Source organism: Pedobacter sp. (assembly GCF_041645105.1).
In the GTDB taxonomy this organism is placed as follows: Bacteria; Bacteroidota; Bacteroidia; order Sphingobacteriales; family Sphingobacteriaceae; genus Pedobacter.
This window is the reverse complement of the sequence record NZ_JBAZQQ010000001.1, coordinates 162,764-182,361: the sequence shown is the minus strand read 5'-3', so window position 1 is coordinate 182,361 and position 19,598 is coordinate 162,764. Positions and strand designations below refer to the sequence as shown.

18 protein-coding genes and 5 tRNA genes are annotated in these 19,598 nt (G+C 36.9%); 19 read left to right on the top strand and 4 right to left on the bottom strand.

Annotation, left to right across the window (positions count from 1 at the left end; genetic code table 11):
* The first annotated feature begins 310 nt into the window (after positions 1–310).
* From rny to WC623_RS00725, 4 genes are all read left to right on the top strand, one after another.
* The gene (gene rny, locus WC623_RS00740; protein ID WP_372847624.1) at positions 311–1,873 is read left to right on the top strand and encodes a ribonuclease Y; all 1,563 of its coding nucleotides are present in this window, start codon (positions 311–313) and stop codon (positions 1,871–1,873) included.
* A gap of 80 nt (positions 1,874–1,953) precedes the next feature.
* Positions 1,954–2,478, top strand: coding sequence for a DUF962 domain-containing protein (locus WC623_RS00735; protein ID WP_372847623.1), 525 nt, complete (start codon positions 1,954–1,956; stop codon positions 2,476–2,478).
* A 112-nt stretch (positions 2,479–2,590) separates the two neighbouring features.
* Positions 2,591–5,407 carry a carboxypeptidase-like regulatory domain-containing protein gene (locus WC623_RS00730; protein ID WP_372847622.1) on the top strand — a complete coding sequence of 939 codons (2,817 nt, stop codon included), beginning with the start codon at positions 2,591–2,593 and terminating at the stop codon, positions 5,405–5,407.
* 104 nt (positions 5,408–5,511) lie between these two features.
* On the top strand, positions 5,512–6,714 hold the full coding sequence (locus WC623_RS00725) for a hypothetical protein (protein WP_372847621.1): 1,203 nt from the start codon (positions 5,512–5,514) through the stop codon (positions 6,712–6,714).
* Positions 6,715–6,800: 86 nt separating this feature from the next.
* Here WC623_RS00725 and WC623_RS00720 read toward each other — a convergent pair whose 3' ends face one another.
* The 3 genes from WC623_RS00720 to WC623_RS00710 form a co-directional block, all read right to left on the bottom strand.
* Positions 6,801–7,637: a hypothetical protein gene (locus WC623_RS00720; protein ID WP_372847620.1), complete on the bottom strand. Its 837-nt coding sequence runs from the start codon at positions 7,635–7,637 to the stop codon at positions 6,801–6,803.
* A gap of 244 nt (positions 7,638–7,881) precedes the next feature.
* Positions 7,882–9,084, bottom strand: a complete 1,203-nt coding sequence (locus WC623_RS00715; protein WP_372847619.1) for a hypothetical protein — start codon at positions 9,082–9,084, stop codon at positions 7,882–7,884.
* A 213-nt stretch (positions 9,085–9,297) separates the two neighbouring features.
* Entirely contained in the window at positions 9,298–11,049 is a 1,752-nt protein-coding gene (locus WC623_RS00710) for a lysophospholipid acyltransferase family protein (RefSeq protein ID WP_372847618.1), read from the bottom strand.
* Between the two features lie 142 nt (positions 11,050–11,191).
* On the opposite strand from WC623_RS00710, the gene WC623_RS00705 reads away from it, so the two are divergent.
* The 3 genes from WC623_RS00705 to WC623_RS00695 all read left to right on the top strand — a co-directional run bounded on the left by WC623_RS00705 (position 11,192) and on the right by WC623_RS00695 (position 14,016).
* On the top strand, positions 11,192–12,100 hold the full coding sequence (locus WC623_RS00705) for a ComEA family DNA-binding protein (protein ID WP_372847617.1): 909 nt from the start codon (positions 11,192–11,194) through the stop codon (positions 12,098–12,100).
* A 2-nt stretch (positions 12,101–12,102) separates the two neighbouring features.
* On the top strand, positions 12,103–12,630 hold the full coding sequence (locus WC623_RS00700) for an adenine phosphoribosyltransferase (RefSeq protein WP_372847616.1): 528 nt from the start codon (positions 12,103–12,105) through the stop codon (positions 12,628–12,630).
* Between the two features lie 225 nt (positions 12,631–12,855).
* Positions 12,856–14,016, top strand: a complete 1,161-nt coding sequence (locus tag WC623_RS00695) for an acyl-CoA dehydrogenase family protein (protein ID WP_372847615.1) — start codon at positions 12,856–12,858, stop codon at positions 14,014–14,016.
* 99 nt (positions 14,017–14,115) lie between these two features.
* On the opposite strand, the gene WC623_RS00690 is transcribed toward WC623_RS00695, so the two are convergent.
* The gene (locus WC623_RS00690) at positions 14,116–14,487 is read right to left on the bottom strand and encodes a hypothetical protein (protein WP_372847614.1); all 372 of its coding nucleotides are present in this window, start codon (positions 14,485–14,487) and stop codon (positions 14,116–14,118) included.
* A 103-nt stretch (positions 14,488–14,590) separates the two neighbouring features.
* On the opposite strand from WC623_RS00690, the gene rpsU reads away from it, so the two are divergent.
* The 12 genes from rpsU to rplK all read left to right on the top strand — a co-directional run bounded on the left by rpsU (position 14,591) and on the right by rplK (position 19,580).
* On the top strand, positions 14,591–14,785 hold the full coding sequence (gene rpsU / locus WC623_RS00685) for a 30S ribosomal protein S21 (protein WP_349784562.1): 195 nt from the start codon (positions 14,591–14,593) through the stop codon (positions 14,783–14,785).
* Between the two features lie 126 nt (positions 14,786–14,911).
* Positions 14,912–15,796, top strand: coding sequence for a tyrosine-type recombinase/integrase (locus WC623_RS00680; protein ID WP_372847613.1), 885 nt, complete (start codon positions 14,912–14,914; stop codon positions 15,794–15,796).
* A 14-nt stretch (positions 15,797–15,810) separates the two neighbouring features.
* Entirely contained in the window at positions 15,811–16,158 is a 348-nt protein-coding gene (hpf, locus tag WC623_RS00675; protein ID WP_372847612.1) for a ribosome hibernation-promoting factor, HPF/YfiA family, read from the top strand.
* A 205-nt stretch (positions 16,159–16,363) separates the two neighbouring features.
* Positions 16,364–16,436: transfer RNA gene (locus WC623_RS00670), tRNA-Thr, on the top strand.
* A gap of 37 nt (positions 16,437–16,473) precedes the next feature.
* A tRNA-Tyr gene (locus tag WC623_RS00665) sits at positions 16,474–16,556 on the top strand.
* An 11-nt stretch (positions 16,557–16,567) separates the two neighbouring features.
* Positions 16,568–16,640: transfer RNA gene (locus WC623_RS00660), tRNA-Gly, on the top strand.
* Positions 16,641–16,725: 85 nt separating this feature from the next.
* Positions 16,726–16,797 (top strand) — tRNA-Thr (locus tag WC623_RS00655).
* A 119-nt stretch (positions 16,798–16,916) separates the two neighbouring features.
* Complete coding sequence (tuf, locus tag WC623_RS00650) at positions 16,917–18,104, top strand: elongation factor Tu (protein WP_372847611.1); 1,188 nt, start codon at positions 16,917–16,919, stop codon at positions 18,102–18,104.
* Positions 18,105–18,212: 108 nt separating this feature from the next.
* Positions 18,213–18,283 (top strand) — tRNA-Trp (locus WC623_RS00645).
* A 13-nt stretch (positions 18,284–18,296) separates the two neighbouring features.
* The gene (gene secE, locus WC623_RS00640) at positions 18,297–18,494 is read left to right on the top strand and encodes a preprotein translocase subunit SecE (RefSeq protein ID WP_349784566.1); all 198 of its coding nucleotides are present in this window, start codon (positions 18,297–18,299) and stop codon (positions 18,492–18,494) included.
* Positions 18,495–18,503: 9 nt separating this feature from the next.
* Positions 18,504–19,046, top strand: a complete 543-nt coding sequence (nusG, locus tag WC623_RS00635; protein WP_372847610.1) for a transcription termination/antitermination protein NusG — start codon at positions 18,504–18,506, stop codon at positions 19,044–19,046.
* 90 nt (positions 19,047–19,136) lie between these two features.
* The gene (gene rplK / locus WC623_RS00630) at positions 19,137–19,580 is read left to right on the top strand and encodes a 50S ribosomal protein L11 (protein ID WP_372847609.1); all 444 of its coding nucleotides are present in this window, start codon (positions 19,137–19,139) and stop codon (positions 19,578–19,580) included.
* Positions 19,581–19,598: the final 18 nt, after the last annotated feature.

Here is a 19,598-nt window from a genome sequence, read left to right as displayed (position 1 = left end):
GATTAGCACAAAGATATAGCCGTAGCTATTTTTTGAGTTTCACTTTTTAAAACTTAACACTTCAATATTTATAGGATTAAGAGAGTGTATTTCATTTGCATTATATGTATCTGAAAATGACTTAAATCCTAATTATAACTCGTTGAGGTTTTTAAAATTGAGACTTATTAAAATAGTTGCGGTTTTTTTTTAGTTAGAAAAACCACATGTAAACAAAGAAATAAATAGTCAGATAGGATTTAAATCTAATATGGATGTATAAAACATCATTAAGATTGTATCTGATTAAAACAATAAATACAAATAGAGAATGGAAATATTAGGAATAATAGGATATGTACTGGCCGGCCTTGCTGTCGGGATTCTGGTAGGGAGGTTCCTGCTAAGGAATTTACTAAAGACCCAGGAGATTGCAGCCCAGACCAAAGTGAAAAAGATGCTCAAAGACGCGGAAAGCAAAGCTGAGATCTTAAAGAAGGACAGGCTGCTAGAAGCAAAAGAGAAATTTTTGCAACTTAAATCCGAGCATGAGCAGGAAGTAAATAGTAAAAACAACCAGATCAACCAAAGGGAAAATGCAATCAAGCAAAAAGAGCAAAGCATTAACCAACGTTTAGAGAATTATAACCGCAAAGAGCAGGAACTAGATAACCATAAAAAGAACCTGGAAAAACAAACCGAGCTTGCAATTAAAAAACAAGAAGAGGTAGATGTTTTAAAGAACCAACATGTTAAACAATTGGAGACTATTGCTGGCTTAAGTGCTGATGAAGCAAAGAACCAGTTGGTAGAAAGCATGAAACAGGAAGCGCGTACACAAGCTATGATCCAGGTTAAGGATATTGTAGACGAAGCTAAACTTACTGCTACTAAAGAAGCTAAAAAGGTCGTAATTCAGACCATACAGCGTACTGCTGTTGAAGCTGCAATAGAAAATACAGTTTCTATCTTCCATATCGAAAGTGATGAGATAAAAGGTCGTGTAATTGGTAGAGAAGGTCGTAACATACGTGCACTTGAAGCTGCTACAGGTATTGAGATCATCGTTGATGATACTCCTGAAGCTATCATTTTATCTGGCTTTGACCCGGTAAGAAGAGAGATTGCACGTCTGGCATTACACCGTTTGGTTACAGACGGTAGAATACACCCGGCACGTATTGAAGAAGTTGTTGCCAAAACTAAAAAACAGATTGAAGACGAAATCGTAGAGATTGGTGAACGTACCGTAATTGATTTAGGTATCCACGGTCTTCATCCTGAGTTGATCAGGATGGTTGGACGTATGCGTTATCGTTCGTCTTATGGTCAGAACTTATTACATCACTCACGTGAGGTAGCAAACTTCTGTGCTACAATGGCTGCGGAACTTGGCTTAAATGCTAAAATGGCTAAGCGTGCAGGATTGTTACACGATATAGGTAAAGTGCCTGATGATAACCCAGAATTGCCACACGCAATTTTAGGTATGCAACTGGCTGAGAAATATAAAGAACATCCGGAGATTTGTAATGCAATTGGAGCTCACCATGATGAGATCGAGATGACTTCAATGATTTCACCAATTATTCAGGCTTGTGATGCAATTTCAGGAGCCCGTCCAGGTGCACGTCGTGAAGTTGTAGAAAGCTATATCAAGCGTTTGAAAGAATTGGAAGAGCTGGCATTATCTTACCCAGGTGTAGAGAAAACATTTGCAATTCAAGCAGGTAGAGAGCTACGTGTAGTGGTAGAGAGCGAAAGAGTTACTGATCAGCAGGCAGAATTGTTGGCAGCGGATATTTCAAACAGGATCCAAACCGAAATGACTTATCCTGGTCAGATTAAGGTAACTGTAATCAGAGAAACAAGATCTGTGGCGTTTGCCAAATAACCCTAAGAAGTTAAATAATTAATATGAAGCGATAGGTTATCCTATCGCTTTTCTTATTTTTACAGAATAATAGTAGAAACATGAAGAAGGGACAAAATAAAGTAGTTCAGGTAGAACCTAAGAGACCGGTAGATGTGCTTTTTGATAAATATGCAGAAAGTCATCAGGATCATACGAACAAACTGATACATTGGATCTGTGTGCCCTTAATTGTTTTTAGTTTGTTGGGTTTAGTGTGGGCAATCCCTTTTCCTCACCTCGAGTTTTTGGGTAAATACAATGGCTTTTTAAACTGGGCATCCTTTCTGATTGCTTTTTCTTTATATTATTACTTTATTTTGTCACCTGCATTATCATTTCTGATGCTGTGGGTAGTTGGTTTGATGAGTTACTTCATTGTCCAACTGGAATATTGGGAAGCTGCTGGCGGACCTGCATTCTGGCTGGTATGTCTGGTGATTTTCGTGATCGCCTGGATAGGACAGTTCATCGGACATAAGATAGAAGGAAAGAAGCCTTCATTTTTAGAAGATGTTAAGTTCTTGTTAATCGGGCCAATTTGGTTATTACACTTTATTTGTAAAAAAATTGGCATAAGATATTGATCTGAAAGCCATTTAACGATTTCTTAACACGTCGGTAAACGAATGGTAATTTGAGGCTAACATATAGCTAACATTGTGGTAATAGCTTTGCTGGAAATTAAAATACAGCAAATTGAAATCACAACTAAATCTCAAACAAGCAATAATTACGGTTCTATTTGTAATTATTAGTGCAGCAGTATTTGCGCAAACGGGAAAAATTTCTGGTAAAGTGTCTGATAAGAAAACGGGCGAAACACTGATCGGTGTTACCGTGAAAATTAAAGGAACAACAAAAGGTGCTTCAACAGATTCCGATGGTAAATTCGTTCTGAATTTATTAGCAGCAGGAAAGTATACTATTGAAGCTTCTTACGTAGGCTACACTACTAAAAATATAGCAGATGTAGAAGTTAAGGGTAGTGGTTCAACATCGGTTGAAATCATCCTTGAAGAGTCTAATTCACAAAAACTGAATGAAGTGGTTGTAACCGGGGTAGCTGGCAAGGAGAGTCAGACTGCCATTCTGATGAGTCAGAAAAATGCAACTGAAATCAAGCAAGGTATTGGAATCCAGGAAATGTCCCGAAAAGGTGTGAGTGATGTTGAAGAAGGATTAACTAAAATCACTGGTATTACTAAAGTAGACGGTAGGGGATTATTTGTAAGAGGCTTGGAAGACCGGTACAATAACTTATTGATCAACGGTCTTGCTGTTCCTTCAAATAACCCATTTAAAAAAATCATCCCACTAGATTTATTTCCAACGGATATTGTAAGTGTATTGGAAACTTACAAGACTTTTAATTCAGGCTTGTATGGTGACTTTGCCGGTGGAACATTTAATATTGTAACCGCCAAAGGCGAAAGAAGCATTACTAAAATCAATATTGGAACAGGGTTCGTTTCCAATACTACATTTAAAAGATTCTTGAGGGCAGAAGACGCGACATCATTTAGCAGCTATTTGGGATTTAATGGAGATAAAAGAGCCATGCCGAAAGCATTTGGAAAGGCGCCATCCGCTTATATGATGTCATCCAATGAAGCGCTTTCTCAATTTGGTTCTGGATTTGATGTTGATAATGGTAAAGCACCACTTAATACAAGTGTTGGAATTCTGCATACACAAAAAATCAACCTTGAAAATAACCGCTCTTTTCAATATTTGATTTCCCTAAATACCGATAATAGCTTTCAAACGAGGGAAGGTTCAGACAGATTTTTTAGTACTACGCAAGGTATTTACGATAATAACTTGTATACTACTAAATATAGTTTTTCCACTAACTCTTCTTTGTTAGGTGCGTTAAATTATTCTAGCGAAAAGCTAAGCTTAAATATGAATGCCTTTTACTTAAAAGGTACAGAGAATATGATTCAGGACCAGTTAGGTTATACCAATAGCCAGGCAACAGTAAACAACTCTTTCATCAGGTTAAATCAATTGCAAAAAACAGATTTTTTTACAGGACAGTTATTTGCAAATTACAAGTTAACGGAGGACGATGAACACAGCATTAAAGCTGGAGCCTCTTATTCGAAAACACAATATGAATTGCCGGACAGGAAGTCTTTTAAAGGCTCTCGTATAGATGAAAATACTACATCATTGAGCTACAGTGGAAATAGTTTGTATAGACAATATATGGATTTCAATGGCAAGTTTTTTGGCTCCGGAATGTTGGAGTATAATTGGAAGTTTGGTAATGAAGATTTGTCAAAAGCACACAAGCTTAGCTTGGGTTATAATGGTTCATTTAACAAAATTGCTTCAATATCAAGATTTGTAGTTTCACAAAATTTGGCATCAAATCTCATTACATTCAATACAAATAATCCAGATGCAACACTTGCTAGTGAAATTGGTAAAGGCAACTTTACCTACAGGGAGGGGAGTAATGCTACTTATTCAGCATCAATGCAAGAAGGTGTTAATGCAGGATATGTTGATTTGGCATTTGTACTTAATGATAAACTGAATCTAAACGTTGGGACTAGGTTTGAGCAATCTCAAAGGGTTACAAGATTTAGGGAAGCGGGAAGCTTTAATGAACCATTTAAAAAAATCATAAAAGACAATTTTGATATTTTACCAGCGGCAAATTTAAAATACAGTTTAACGGACAAAGCAAATTTCAGGTTATCAGCTTCAAAAACTTTGACAAAGCCTGTAATCATGGAAGCTTTCCCTCTAGAGTTTGTCAATCCTGACGCTACCATAGAAAATGGTAATCCCGCTATTGTAAACAGTAAAAACTACAACTTTGATATAAAGTATGAACTGTTTCCTACTAACAAAGAAATGTTTGCTGTAACGGCATTTGCAAAATATATAGAGGATCCAATTGAAAGGTTATTTCAACCAACAGCGGGAAGTGGTGGTTTGCAGATTACTTATAACAACTCTAAAAAGGCTGTGCTATACGGTGCTGAGTTAGAATTTCTTTTACAGTTGTCCAGAATTAACGAGTCGCTTTCAAACTTCTCCGTTGGATTCAACACCTCTTTGATGTACACGAAAACAACCATTGATGTAGCTAAAAACAGTGCGGAAACTGCGGCCATTGGTGATGATAATACAAGAAAGTTACAAGGTGCATCTCCTTGGTTAATTAATGCAGATATCAAACACGAGGTAGATTTTACCAAAAAATGGAAAAGTACAATGACGCTTGCTTATAATATTTATGGTGAACGTATTTATGCGGTTGGAACCAATGGATTGGATAATTACTATGAAAAACCATTTGGTAAATTGGATTTCATTTGGAACAATAAGATCTCTACTAAATTGGATTTAAAGATTGGTGTTGAAAATATCTTAAATCCAACTTATAGAATCAATCTGGGTGAGGAAAGTACAATTAAAATATTTGAGAATGACCTAACTGTTAAGGATTACAAAAGAGGTGTTGGAGTGTCTATCGGTCTGGGTTACACGCTCTAAATTTAGTTTACAATTTATTAACAATGGATTGATGTAATGGTAAAACATCCTTAACCTATTAAAAACATTACTGGTATATATTTACATTATAAAATTAAATAAACATGAAAAAATTACTTTATGCAATAGCGGTTTCAGCTATAATTTTTACAGGCTGTTCTAAAGATGATGAAGATCCAATAGTAAAAACTCCAGTTGAAGGAGAAATAACCGGTGATATTACAGCTAACAGAACACTAGCTTATGGTAATTACACTTTAAAAGGGTTAGTTAAGATTCAACCTGGCGTTACATTGACAATTGAGCCAGGAAGTACTTTTACTGCAGACCAAGCTGATGGGGAAGATGGATTAGTAGTGTTAAAAGGTGGCGTATTAATAGCCAATGGTACAGCTGATGAGCCAATTGTTTTTACAGCTAAAACTAAATTAGGTGGACAATGGGCTGGTATTATTATGTATGGAGATGCTCCAATTGTAAATTCTGCTACTGCGCCGGGAACTCAAACAGCAAACTCAGAAGATGGTCTTTTACAATCCTATGGTGGTGCTAATGCTACACATAGTAGCGGCTCATTAAAATATGTGAGAGTAGAATATGCTGGATTGGTATTTGCTAACAATAGTAGAGAGCACAATGGCTTTTCATTTTATTCTGTTGGTTCAGGAACGGTGTTGGAAAACTTAGTTGCATACAAAGGAAATGATGATGGATTCGAATTTTACGGTGGTACTGTAAGTGCTAAAAATTTAATTTCCTATGGCAATGGTGATGATTCATTCGATTGGCAAGATGGCTGGAGAGGTCAAAATAACACAAATTGGTTTGCTTACCAGACAGGTACTGGCAATTATGCAATGGAGATTGAAGCAAAGGGTGTAAACAATGCATTTTCACCTAAGGTGACCAATATTACCCTTAAAAGAGCAGCTAATACAGCTACTGAATCGCTAAACGAAAAACAATATGATGCTATACAGTTCAAGGCACAAGGAAATGGCGATTTTAGCAATATCAATATTGATGGTTATGCTTCAGTTGAGGCTGGTTTTGGTTCTGCCGTGCAAGTCCGTGATCTAGCAACTTATACAGACCAAGTTCTTGGTGGTAAGATTAAATTAACAAGCGTAAAAGTAACAAATACACCCGTTCTATTCCTTTCACAAAATTCTGGCGGTGCATTTACTTTAAATGCTGCTAGTTTCCCAGGAACAAACTGGGGTGTGTCTACAACTGCAACAGGTGCTGTGCTAGCTGGTGGCAAATGGGCTACAGTTGATGGTGTAAACTTATTAGCAAACTTATAGTATTAAAGATTTCTATAAGGAGATCGAATAGAAAGCAGGCTGCTCAATTGGGTAGCCTGCTTTATTTTTTAGGAATAATTTGTCGATCATTCTGTCTTGTCGCCACTTTTCTTTTTAGGCTTACTTGCCTTCTTATGTTTCTTTTTCTCATTGAAGACCATCTCCATCCAACCTTCCTGTTTAGTCTGTTCTCCAGGGCAAAACTCTGCCTTTAATACTGCAGATGGACAGAAGTCTTTATTATTGATTACAGCATTTCCTGCAAATGTTTTTTCTGAATAGTATAATGCAAGCGTAACAACACACAATGAACCTGCTGAGCTTTCAAAAATTAGCTGTTGTGCGGGATGTGTAAATGATTTGGCTTTCATCTCAATTTCAAAAGATTGTATGTCCTGAAGTTGAAATTGATCGTTTTCCAGATCAAATAATGTTACACTAAATGCTACGGTACAATACCTGGCATTGGGAGGGAATTTTAAATCCTTCGGAACTTTAATCTCTGGGAAATCTATCGTTACATTTTGCTCAGTAAGACTAACTATTGGCTGTGCAAACAGATAGTTTTTTACCGGTGACATATTGTTGAACTCAAAACCGTTTAAGCGGTTAAAGTAATCCTGACGAAAATCGAAAACTCCTTCTTTGTCAGTCGATGCCTTTTGTACAATCTGATTACATTCGCCAGTAAATCTGGAAATCATTCCTCCATCATGAAAACCTATAATTGGTTCAGCACTTCCTCTGATATAGGAGGCTAATGTGCTGGCTCTTCCAAAAACGTAAGCTGCATTATACGTTGCGGGAGTCATATCAATGAACTCCTTTTTTGATTTCCCTACAACTACTTGTTTCTTTCCTACCTTTTTAAAAATGACAGCTCCAGCTGTCCCACGAATAAATTTGCCATCAATGTAAGCCATAATGAATAGAGGTTAAGTTGAATTTATAAATGGTTAGACTATAGTTAATAATAACTGCATTATAAATATAAGTTATATCTATAGTAATTCCAAGTAATTATTTAAAAATATGGACTTACTATGGACTTAACATGGACTTACTATGGACTTACTATTTAGTATGACCGAACAAAACCTTATGTATAGCACTTGATTTAGGTTTTTCCTTATTGATTTTATCCCATAAAATAGAAAAAACTGAAGCTTATTTATGAATTGGCTCGTAAGCGTAAACAACCTTGTACGGAACATTTCTAAGATCAGTGGAAATCTGTCCAATATTCAAATCTTCTTTTTGAGGGGTAGGTTCACAGAAGGAATAGGTTTTTCCATTGTACAAGATCGGTTGGCCTATAGGTTTATCAAATTGAACGGCCATAGTAATATGAGTAGGATATAATAATGCAATCATAGGCAGGTTATAGATCTCTTTTACAAGAAAAAAGAAAAGGGCTGCCCGATCATCGCAGTCGCTGTATTTTGCAAAGAGAGTCTCCTCTGGCGACAAGCGCTTTTCTTTGCCAAAGTTCTTATCGTCGTCCTCATATAAAAAAGCATATCTGGTAAAGCGCATTAAATAATCAATCCCCTTTTTCTGTTTCATCCCCTCAAGGTTTTTTCTTAACATTGGAATAAGGGATCCGTAAGTTTCCTTGCTTAATGGTATGTTGAAATAGGATTCAAAATCAACAACAGGATAGTTGACAAAGATATTCTCGACTTCTGAGTTTAGTTTGATGTTAAAGTGATAAGTTTTATGCTTGTAATTGAACTGTACTTTCTTTTCGTAATAGTCCTCCGGCTTGAAATCAGGCATCCTCGTGACTTTATAAGAAAAGGCTTTCTTTGATTCAGGAATACTAATCATTTCGTGAGGAGGGACCTTATTAAGGTCCGCATAAGCATAATCATGACGATTTAGACACATGTACTTTTTACTCATAAACATGACAAAAGGAATGTCGGATATATCTTCATCATTGTAGACATAAAATATGATCCTGTTGTCTGACAAAGTTAGCCTGGCATCATAACCGGATTTTCCTAAAAGAAACCATTTGTAAAAGGTATAGCGTTCATAGTTGTCCTTTTTGGGACTAATAGCCTGGGCTGTTCTTCGAATCAGCTGATAGTATAACCAGTCATTTAATTGATGAGATTTCTTATATGCTAGTAAACTGTCCAGTACAGCCGTGTACTTTCCTGTATTTACCCGGTCATAGTAGGAGAGAATTTCGGTTTTGTCTAGCGCAGGATCATTTCCTACTATGATAGAAGAGTCAACTTCCAGATTAAACGTGTTATTAGAGAACTCAAAACTAATGCGATAGCTATCCCTTTGACCGTAAATAAATCCTCCTGTCATTATAAGAATGAGCGTACCGAATATTTTGAGCAGACGGTTCATAATAAGTTAATGTTGTATTTACTTTAAATATACATAGAATTAACCTGAGATGTATATTAAGCTTTTACCCTTAAAAACTTTTATAATAATCAGTAATTAACAAACCCTTAACATGACGACCATACTTTTGTGGCATAAATATTTGGTTAGTATTTATAAAGTTTAGGTTTAGTTGATACAAAAAAGCCACGATGGATGTCGTGGCTTTTTTGTTTAGAAATTCTTTCCTACCTTTTCCAACATCTCTGCTGGGATATTTTGCATGTCCACTACCAGGAAGCCATCCAGACAGTCAGAAAACTTAGGATCTATATTGAAGCAAATGATTTTTGCATTCAGATTCATGTATTGTCTTAATAAAACAGGGATCTTGATATGAGAGTTTTCAATATCAGAAATCAGGCTATCGAGGTCTTTTAGCGATTCACTACTTTCAACAAGCAAATCTTTATCAATGGCCGACAAGTCCGCTTTAAACTTGTTTTTAGGTTTTACGTAATGTGCCAGCTCATAATCGAAGTGGTTTTTGGTGATGTAATCAACTATCAGCGATTTAGAAAACTTGGAGAAGTTGTTGCTGATGCTCACCGGTCCGAACATGTACCTGTACTGAGGGTTATCCAATAGGTATTTTAAAATACCTTTCCATAGTAAGAACAGGGGTAAGGGCTTTAGCTGATATTCTTTTCTGATCCATGAACGGCCAAGCTCAATACCTTTTCTCAATAATGGATAGAATGGCTCTTTAATTTTAAACAGTTCTGAAAGGTAAAATCCTCTGCGACCCATAGTGTTTAAAATTTCATCGCCTTTACCGATACGGTAGGCACCTACAATATTTTGAAGCTCCTTGTCCCATATAAATAAGTGATTGTAATAGATGTCGTAATTATCGAGGTCAATTTTTTTATTTGTCCCTTCGCCAACTTCTCTAAAGGTAATCTCCCTTAAGCGACCGATCTCTCTTAATATATTAGGGATGGCCACTGTTGGCGCAATATATACTTCGTAGTTTTTTTCCTGCCAGACCCTAAAGCCTTCCAGTCCTTCAATCTCTTCGACAATCACATTGCGATCTGTTTCTTCGATAACCGGCTCTGGCTTTTTCTTAATTTTGAAAAGGTTGATAGGGTTAAACAACTTCTTCTCTTCTTCAAGTCCGGTACCTAATGCATAAGTCCGTGCCCTTAGAAAATCAAGTAGCTTATTGGTGTTGTTCCGGTATGATATATCTTCAATATGAATAGGCTTGCCAATCCTCACTTTTATCTTAAGTCCTTGTTTATTTAAAAATTCAGACGGAAGTTTTGCAGTCCTTAATGTCGGATGTATAAAACTCAGGATATTAAACAAAACCCCATTATTACCATGAAAGTAGATAGGAACAACAGGCAGCTTCGCCCTTGCGATCAGTTTCCCTACTACCGGGTGCCATAATCTGTCGGTAATCTCCTGTTTGTCCAGACTGAATGTCGAAACTTCTCCGGCGGGGAATATTCCGATAGGAGTTCCGCTTTGTAAAAGATCGAAGGTCGCTTTTAATCCACTTATACTTGAGGTGTGTTGTACATTTTCGAATGGATTTACTGCTACAAAGAATTCGCTCAGATTAGGAATTTTTTTAAGGATAAAATTAACCATTACCTTAGATTCTGGTCTTACCGTACATAGTAATTTTACGAGTGCAAGGCCTTCAATACCTCCATATGGGTGATTGGCTATGGCAATAAATCCGCCTGTTTTAGGTATGTTCTTAAGGTCATCTTCGTCAAAATCAATACTAACGCCTATCGTTTCCAGTATTTTATCTACAAACTCAAGTCCGTTAAAATGTTCATTTTTAGAAAAGACTTTGTTGATGTCATTTAATTTCATCATCTCCATGAGCAAAGCCGCTAAACCGGGAACACCTAGCTTATCTATTTTAGTAGCTTTTGCAAACTCTTTGGTAGTTATGATCTTCATTTAAAATCTGTTTTATAGAATGTAATGCAGTTTCAAAAATAAGACTAATATTTTTAATTTGGTTACATACCGGAAATATATGGCCTGGAATAAACATGGGCTTAATTGTGGATGCTTCAATCAGGCTTGCCTAAATTAGCTGATGCGTAAATTGTTGGATACTTATTTCGGTTTTAATAGAAAGGAATACAATGGATTGATGACTTTAGTAGCACTTATTGGGTTGACAATGCTTGTACCTTATGTATATAGTTTAATAAAAGAGGAAGAACCCATTACAGAAGCTGATGAAATGGCGATTCAGGAGTTGATATTAGCTGAACAGAAAAAGTTTTCGACTATAAATAGAAATAAAGAGGGGTTTAAAAATACTAAAAGGGATAAGTCAGTACTGTTTATTTTTGATCCGAATATAATTGGACAAGCAGATTGGGTACAGCTTGGTTTATCTGAAAAGCAGGCTTCTGCAATTGTAAGGTATAGAGAGAAAGGTGGACGATTTAGAAAAGCTGAAGATTTGCAGAAAATGTATACCATTAATGAAGCCATGTATGAAAGATTGAGACCATACATAAGAATTGCAGAGGATCATTCGGTTATTAAGGAGGATGTTGTAGGAGTTGTTAAAAAACATGTCTATGAAAAGAGGATCCCCGTTGTCATTGAAATTAATGGAGCGGATACAACTGAACTGGATAAAATAAGAGGGATTGGAATGGCCTTTGCAAATCGCATTATAAAATATAGAGACCGTATCGGGGGCTTTTATAAAAAAGAACAGTTAATGGAAGTGTATGGCCTGGACTCAGTAAAGTATATTGAAATTAAAGATCAGGTGCAGATTGATGTTTCGAGGATCAAAAAGATAAATGTAAATAAAGTTAACTTTGAGGATTTTAAATTTCATCCTTACATTAGATATAAGCAGGTAAATGCGTTAATACAATATAGAAAACAGCACGGAAATTATAGTAATATTGCAGACTTAAATAAAGTAGCCATTTTAGACCAGGAAACGATAGACCGTCTGGCAGCTTATCTTGAATTTTGAACATGATCGAATCGAAAATAAAATTAACTGTACGAGATGTAAACGATTTTCCAAAACCAGGTATCGTTTTTAAAGACATTACTCCGATATTAAAAGATCCTGCTTTATGTTTAGAGATCACGAGGGCAATGGCTGCACAGGTAAAGGGAATGGATATTGATGTTGTTGCTGGAATTGAGAGCAGGGGCTTTTTGTTTGGACCACAACTTGCTGAACTTTTAAATGTGCCTTTTGTGCCAATAAGGAAAGCTGGAAAGCTACCATATACTACGGTGCAGCAGACTTATGACCTGGAATATGGTACGGCAACCATAGAAATGCATGAGGATGCTTTGCTGCCAGGACAGAAAGTTTTGATTCATGACGATTTGCTGGCAACCGGGGGAACTGTTGTTGCTGCCTCAAAATTAGTTATGCAGCTAGGTGCTGAAGTTGCAGGATATTCATTTATAATTGCCCTCGATTTTTTAAATGGACGTTTAAGATTAGCGCCATATAGCGATAAAATTTATTTGCTGGCATCATACTAAATCGAATCAGCGTATTCTATTTTATAGATTTCCATATTTATCTGTTTTTTTGAAAAAAAAATAAATATTTTTTTTTGACCTTTTTGATTTCCCTAAAATGAAAGGGTAAGGTTAATGAACTAAATACCATTTCGTTCTACCTATAATCGGGCTTTTAAGTTGTGTTGCTGTGGTTTTATTTGATTATCATTGCCCAAATTCAAACCATAAAATATGTTCGAAACGATGGATAATTCCGTAGGCTTTAATTTTAGTATTTCAGAAAATCAGGAGATGATAAGAGGGATGGTGAAAGATTTTGCCGAAAAAAATATAAAGCCCAATCTGATGGAATGGGACGAAGCACAATATTTTCCGATTGAAGTTTTTAAGCAATTAGGTGAACTGGGCTTAATGGGTGTATTGGTTCCTGAGATTTATGGCGGCTCTGGCTTCGGTTATCAGGAGTATGTGGATGTAATTGTCGGAGTGGCAAAAGTTTGTGGTTCAGTAGGTTTATCATTGGCGGCCCATAACTCATTATGTACAGGACATATCCTTACGTTTGGTAATGAAGAGCAGAAACAAAAGTGGTTACCTAAGCTGGCCACTGCTGAGTGGATAGGAGCCTGGGGGTTAACTGAGGCGAATACCGGATCGGATGCTTTAAGAATGATGACAACCGCTGTTCTGGATGGCGATGAATATATTATTAATGGTGCAAAGAACTGGATTACCCATGGTAAATCAGGTGATGTGGCTGTTGTAATGGTACGCACAGGAGATAAAGGAGATGCTAAAGGTATTTCTGCAATTGTTGTTGAACGTGGGACACCTGGTTTTTCTGCCGGCAAAAAAGAAAATAAGCTGGGAATGAGAGCTTCGGAAACAACGGAAATGATATTTGATAATTGCCGTGTGCCTGCTGCTAATCTTTTAGGTAAGGAAGGGGAAGGTTTCAAGCAAGCTATGAAAGTACTGGATGGTGGAAGAATTTCTATCGCAGCTCTAGCGCTGGGTATTGCCAAAGGAGCTTATGAAGCTTCTGTTGCTTATGCAAAAGAACGTCACCAGTTCGGACAACCTATCGCAAGCTTCCAGGGTATCAGTTTTAAACTTGCTGATATGGCAACAGAAATTGAGGCTGCCGAATTACTGATCAGACAGGCTGCTGATTTAAAGAACCGGGGTTTACCTATGACTAAAGAATCGGCAATGGCCAAATACTTCGCTTCTGAGGTGTCAGTTAGATGTGCGACGGAAGCTGTACAGATTTTCGGAGGCTATGGATATACTAAAGATTTTCCGGTAGAGAAGTTTTATCGCGACAGTAAGCTTTGTACCATTGGAGAGGGTACATCTGAAATACAAAAAATTGTAATAGCAAGAGAAGTACTTAAAGCTTAGCTTTCTCCATTTATAAAAAAGACTATTCTAACCAAATATCTATTAAAACTGGTAAATCCGGCGTATTGAAATGATACCCGGATTTATTTTATATACCTATTATTTTATAGAAATAATACTGTCTACTACATAAGGGCTGTAACCTCTCCAGGGTAGGGAGTTGACATACTCTTTATAATGCAGTTCGAATACCTTGCCGCTATTCAGCATCATCTTTTGGGCAATGGCTTCATCACTTACAGAAAATTCAAATTCATTTGACTGAATATTTCCTGTTTGTCTGGACCGTATCCCAGATTGGATCAACTTGCCTTCATAGGTTTTAAACATGTAACCCTTTTTAACTACATAATTCAGTTCGCCAGCTTTAACGCCTTCGCCAAATACAAAGTAGTAACGGTAATAGATGAACCCGCCTAGAATAAGGATTAGGATGCCGATAGTAATGTAAATTGGTTTTTTAGATTTCATAATAGACAGATTGATGAATAAATATAGCTAAATACTTTTTCATATCAAATGAAAGTTCTATCTTTGCAATCCTAAAAACAACGAGAGGAGGTATTTTTACGTTATGATCATTATTAATATTAAAGACGGCGAATCACTAGATAAGGCGTTAAAACGTTTCAAAAAGAAATTTGAAAAAACTGGGGTGTTAAGAGAATTACGTAGCCGCCAAGCTTATGAGAAAAAATCTGTAGCTCGTCGTATACAAGTGAAACACGCTATTTATAAGCAGAACATGCAACTTGAAGGAACAATCTAGTTCTTAAAAGTTTAATATAAAATTAAAACGCCATCGATTATTCGGTGGCGTTTTTTTTTGTTTTTAAAAGACATGTATTGAATAAATATTTTGTATATTCAAAAAACGAGTAATACAAGATCATCTATGACGGTTGAACAATTTTTGACCTATTTGCAGCACGAGAAGAGATATTCTTCACATACCATACAGTCTTACAGAATAGATCTGATTCAGTTTGGTGATTTCATGTTAGAGACATATGAATTGTCTTTGCCGGAAGTGAAGTATATACATGTGAGAGATTTTATGGTGTCTTTAATGGACAATGATCTCTCTGCAAATTCTGTGGGTAGAAAATTATCAACCTTACGCAGCTTTTACAAATACCTTGTAAAGCAAAATATAATCACAGCAAATCCAATGAAGTTGATAAAAGCACCAAAGGTGCCCAAAAAGCTTCCTGTTTTTGTTGATGATGAGAAACTTGGTCTTTTGCTCGACTCTGAAGAGGTTTTCGATGACAGTTTTTCATCTATACGTGAACGATTGATAATTGAAACTTTATTTGGAACGGGGATGCGTCTGGCAGAACTCATTTCGCTTAATGATTCTGATGTCAATTTTTATGACTCCACGATTCGTGTAACAGGTAAAAGAAACAAAGAACGGGTCATTCCTATAGGCCGGATTTTGAGTGATCAGTTAAAAGCTTATATCGAATTAAAAACATTACAAAATTTTGATAACAAAACAGCACGCCTAATCGTTACTAATAAAGGAGCGGAGGCTTACCCTGAATTTGTGAGAAGAATAGTTCAGCGTTGTTTGGCATATATAACGACACAAGACAAAAAGAGTCCGCATGTATTACGACATACTTATGCAACGAGTTTGTTGAACAGGGGGGCTGATTTGAATGCTATAAAAGAATTATTGGGGCATGCCAGCCTGGCTGCCACGCAGGTGTATACACACAATTCAGTAGAAAGATTAAAAACAATATATAAACAGGCCCATCCAAAGGCGTAAAAAAGGAGGAAAACATGAAAATTACAGTTCAATCGATCCATTTCAATGCAGACCAGAAGTTGTTAGATTTTATTCAAAGGAAAGTTGATAAGCTGGATCAGTTCTTTGATCAGATCATTAGTGGCGAAGTATACCTAAAACTAGAAAATGTAGATGATGAGGCTAATAAAATAAGTGAGGTTAAACTCATTGTCCCGGGAGGTACAATGTTTGCAAAAGAACAATGTAAAACATTTGAAGAGGCAACGGATTTGGCGATAGAATCATTAAAAAAACAAATCACTAAACATAAAGATAAGACCAGAACTAAATTGAGCGAACATAAGATTTTGTTGAACGCGAATGAAGTATCTGATTATTAGATATATATTTCTTCGGTTTTTGATAATGAATTGGCAGATTTAGTTCTGCCAATTTTTTTTTGAAAATAATTTTGCTTCGTATAGAAATTCTTGTAGATTTGCATTCCCATTCAGAGAGGGCGTTGGCCCGGTAAGAAAGAGGGAAGTTCTGTGAAAGATTAATATTGTAGAAAACATTACTAAATTATAGTAATGGGTTATATAAGCCTCCTTAGCTCAGCTGGTAGAGCAACTGACTTGTAATCAGTAGGTCATTGGTTCGATTCCGATAGGAGGCTCTTTCTAATTTTAGAATTATGTTCTGAAATTGAAAGAGGGGGGATACCAGAGTGGCCAAATGGGACAGACTGTAACTCTGTTGTCGCAAGACTTCGAAGGTTCGAATCCTTCTCCCCCCACTATAATAAAAGCGGAAGTAGCTCAGTTGGTAGAGCGATAGCCTTCCAAGCTATAGGTCGCGAGTTCGAACCTCGTCTTCCGCTCAAATTGGAAAAAGAAAGCTGGGCAGTCTGCAGGCAGTTTTTTAACCTTTGTTACTGGTTAGAAAAATGCAGGCTAAGAATAAAAGCCGAAGTAGCTCAGCGGTAGAGCACTTCCTTGGTAAGGAAGAGGTCGTGGGTTCAAGTCCCATCTTTGGCTCAAAAAAAGAGATGCTTTGTGAATCTGTTATAGAAAGCAGCTGAACAAGGTTTTTCGTGTTGAAATAGTATCAAAACAAATAATAAATAAAAAGTTAACCTACTAATAAGTATAAAAACATGGCAAAAGAAAAGTTTGACCGCAGCAAGCCGCACTTAAATATCGGCACAATCGGTCACGTTGACCACGGTAAAACAACCCTAACAGCAGCTATCTCTAAAGTGTTGTCTGATGCTGGTTTGTCTGAGGCACGTTCATTTGATTCTATTGACTCTGCTCCAGAGGAAAAAGAAAGAGGTATCACTATCAATACATCACACGTTGAGTATTCAACATCAGCTCGTCACTATGCACACGTTGACTGTCCAGGTCACGCGGATTATGTGAAGAACATGGTTACTGGTGCTGCGCAGATGGATGGAGCTATCATCGTTGTAGCTGCTACAGATGGTCCGATGCCACAAACTCGCGAGCACATTCTATTAGCTCGTCAGGTTGGTGTTCCTTCATTGGTTGTATTCATGAATAAAGTGGATATGGTTGATGACCCTGAATTGTTAGAATTAGTAGAAATGGAAGTTCGTGAATTATTATCGTTCTACGAATTCCCAGGTGATGATATTCCAGTTATTCAAGGTTCAGCTCTTGGTGGCTTGAACGGAGATCCGAAATGGGTTGGAAAAATTATGGAATTAATGGATGCTGTTGATAGCTACATTCCAATTCCTCCACGTTTAACTGATCTTCCATTCTTAATGCCTGTTGAGGACGTATTCTCGATCACTGGTCGTGGTACTGTTGCAACTGGTCGTATTGAGCGTGGTGTAATCAACTCTGGTGATCCAGTTGAGATCTTGGGTATGGGTGCAGAAAATCTTAAATCAACTGTAACAGGTGTTGAGATGTTCCGTAAGATCCTTGATTATGGTGAAGCAGGTGATAACGTAGGTCTATTGTTACGTGGTATTGAGAAAACTGATATCCGTCGTGGTATGGTTATCTGTAAACCAGGTTCAGTAACTCCTCACACAGATTTCAAAGCTGAGATCTATGTATTATCAAAAGCAGAAGGTGGACGTCACACTCCATTCTTTAACAAATACCGTCCACAATTCTATTTCCGTACCACAGACGTAACTGGTGAGATTTCACTAGCTGAAGGAACTGAAATGGTTATGCCAGGTGATAACGTTACGATCACAGTTAAATTGATCAACGCAATCGCAATGGAAAAAGGTCTACGTTTCGCAATCCGTGAGGGTGGTAGAACAGTAGGTGCTGGTCAGGTAACTGAAATTTTAAAATAGTCAATACCTCCTTCGGGAAGTAGAGAATATAAAGCAAAGTACTTAGGCTTTATCGCCTGAGTACTTTGTTCTAAAGATTGCCAATTCTTAAGACAAGAATTAATATACACGGGAATAGTTCAATGGTAGAATAGAGGTCTCCAAAACCTTTGATCAGGGTTCGAATCCTTGTTCCCGTGCAAAAAGATAATTATGGCTAAAGTAGTTCAATTTATTAAAGAATCATACGATGAAATGACCCACAAGGTTACTTGGCCTACATGGGGCGAATTGCAAAATTCGGCAGTGTTGGTTTTGGTAGCTTCATTAATCATTGCGTTAGTAATATTTGCGATGGATAAAGGATCTACTTTTGTTTTAGAGACTTTTTATAAATCACTTTCTAATTAAAAGAGCTAAATGGACAGTCAGTTGAAATGGTATGTAGTTAGAGCTGTTAGCGGAAAAGAGAAGAAGGTAAAACAGTATATCGATTCTGAAATTAGCCGTTTAGGTTTTTCTCATTTGGTACCGCAGGTATTGATACCAATGGAAAAATATTATCAGATGAAGGATGGTAAAAAGATTGCAAAAGAACGCAATTTTTATCCGGGCTATGTTTTGATAGAAGCTACTTTAGATGGAGAATTAGAACACATTATTAAGAATATTAATAGTGTGATTGGCTTTTTAGGGGATAAGGGAGGAAACCCTGTACCTATGCGCCAGGCAGAAGTTAACCGCATTTTAGGTAAAGTTGATGAGATGAGCCAGCAAGGCGAAACCATGAACGTAGCTTACTATGTTGGTGAGAACGTGAAAGTTATGGATGGACCATTTAATGGTTTCACCGGCGTAATCGAAGAGGTTAACGAAGAGAAAAAGAAATTAAAAGTTATGGTTAAGATTTTCGGAAGAAAGACTCCATTGGAGCTTAACTATATGCAAGTTGAAAAAGAATAGTTTTATTTTTTTAAAACAATATCAAGATCTTAAATGTTACTTGCTTCCAACATTATAACATTGAGTATTACAAATTAACAAAAACAGAAAATGGCAAAAGAAGTCAGTGCACTTGTTAAGTTACAGATCAAGGGTGGAGCTGCAAATCCATCGCCACCAGTAGGACCTGCGTTAGGTGCTAAGGGGGTGAATATAATGGAATTTTGCAAGCAATTCAATGCTCGTACCCAAGATAAGCCAGGTAAAGTATTACCAGTTGTAATTACTGTTTATGCTGACAAGTCTTTCGAATTTATCATCAAAACCCCTCCTGTTGCTATCCAACTTAAGGATGCGACTAAACTAGCGAGTGGTTCTGCTGAGCCCAACCGTAAGAAAGTTGGTTCGGTGACTTGGGATCAGGTTAAGTCGATTGCTGAAGATAAAATGACTGATTTAAATGCATTTACTATCGAATCGGCAATGAGTATGGTTGCCGGTACAGCACGCAGTATGGGAATCACCGTTAGCGGTGATGCACCTTGGTCAAATTAATTAACAATTAACAGTTTA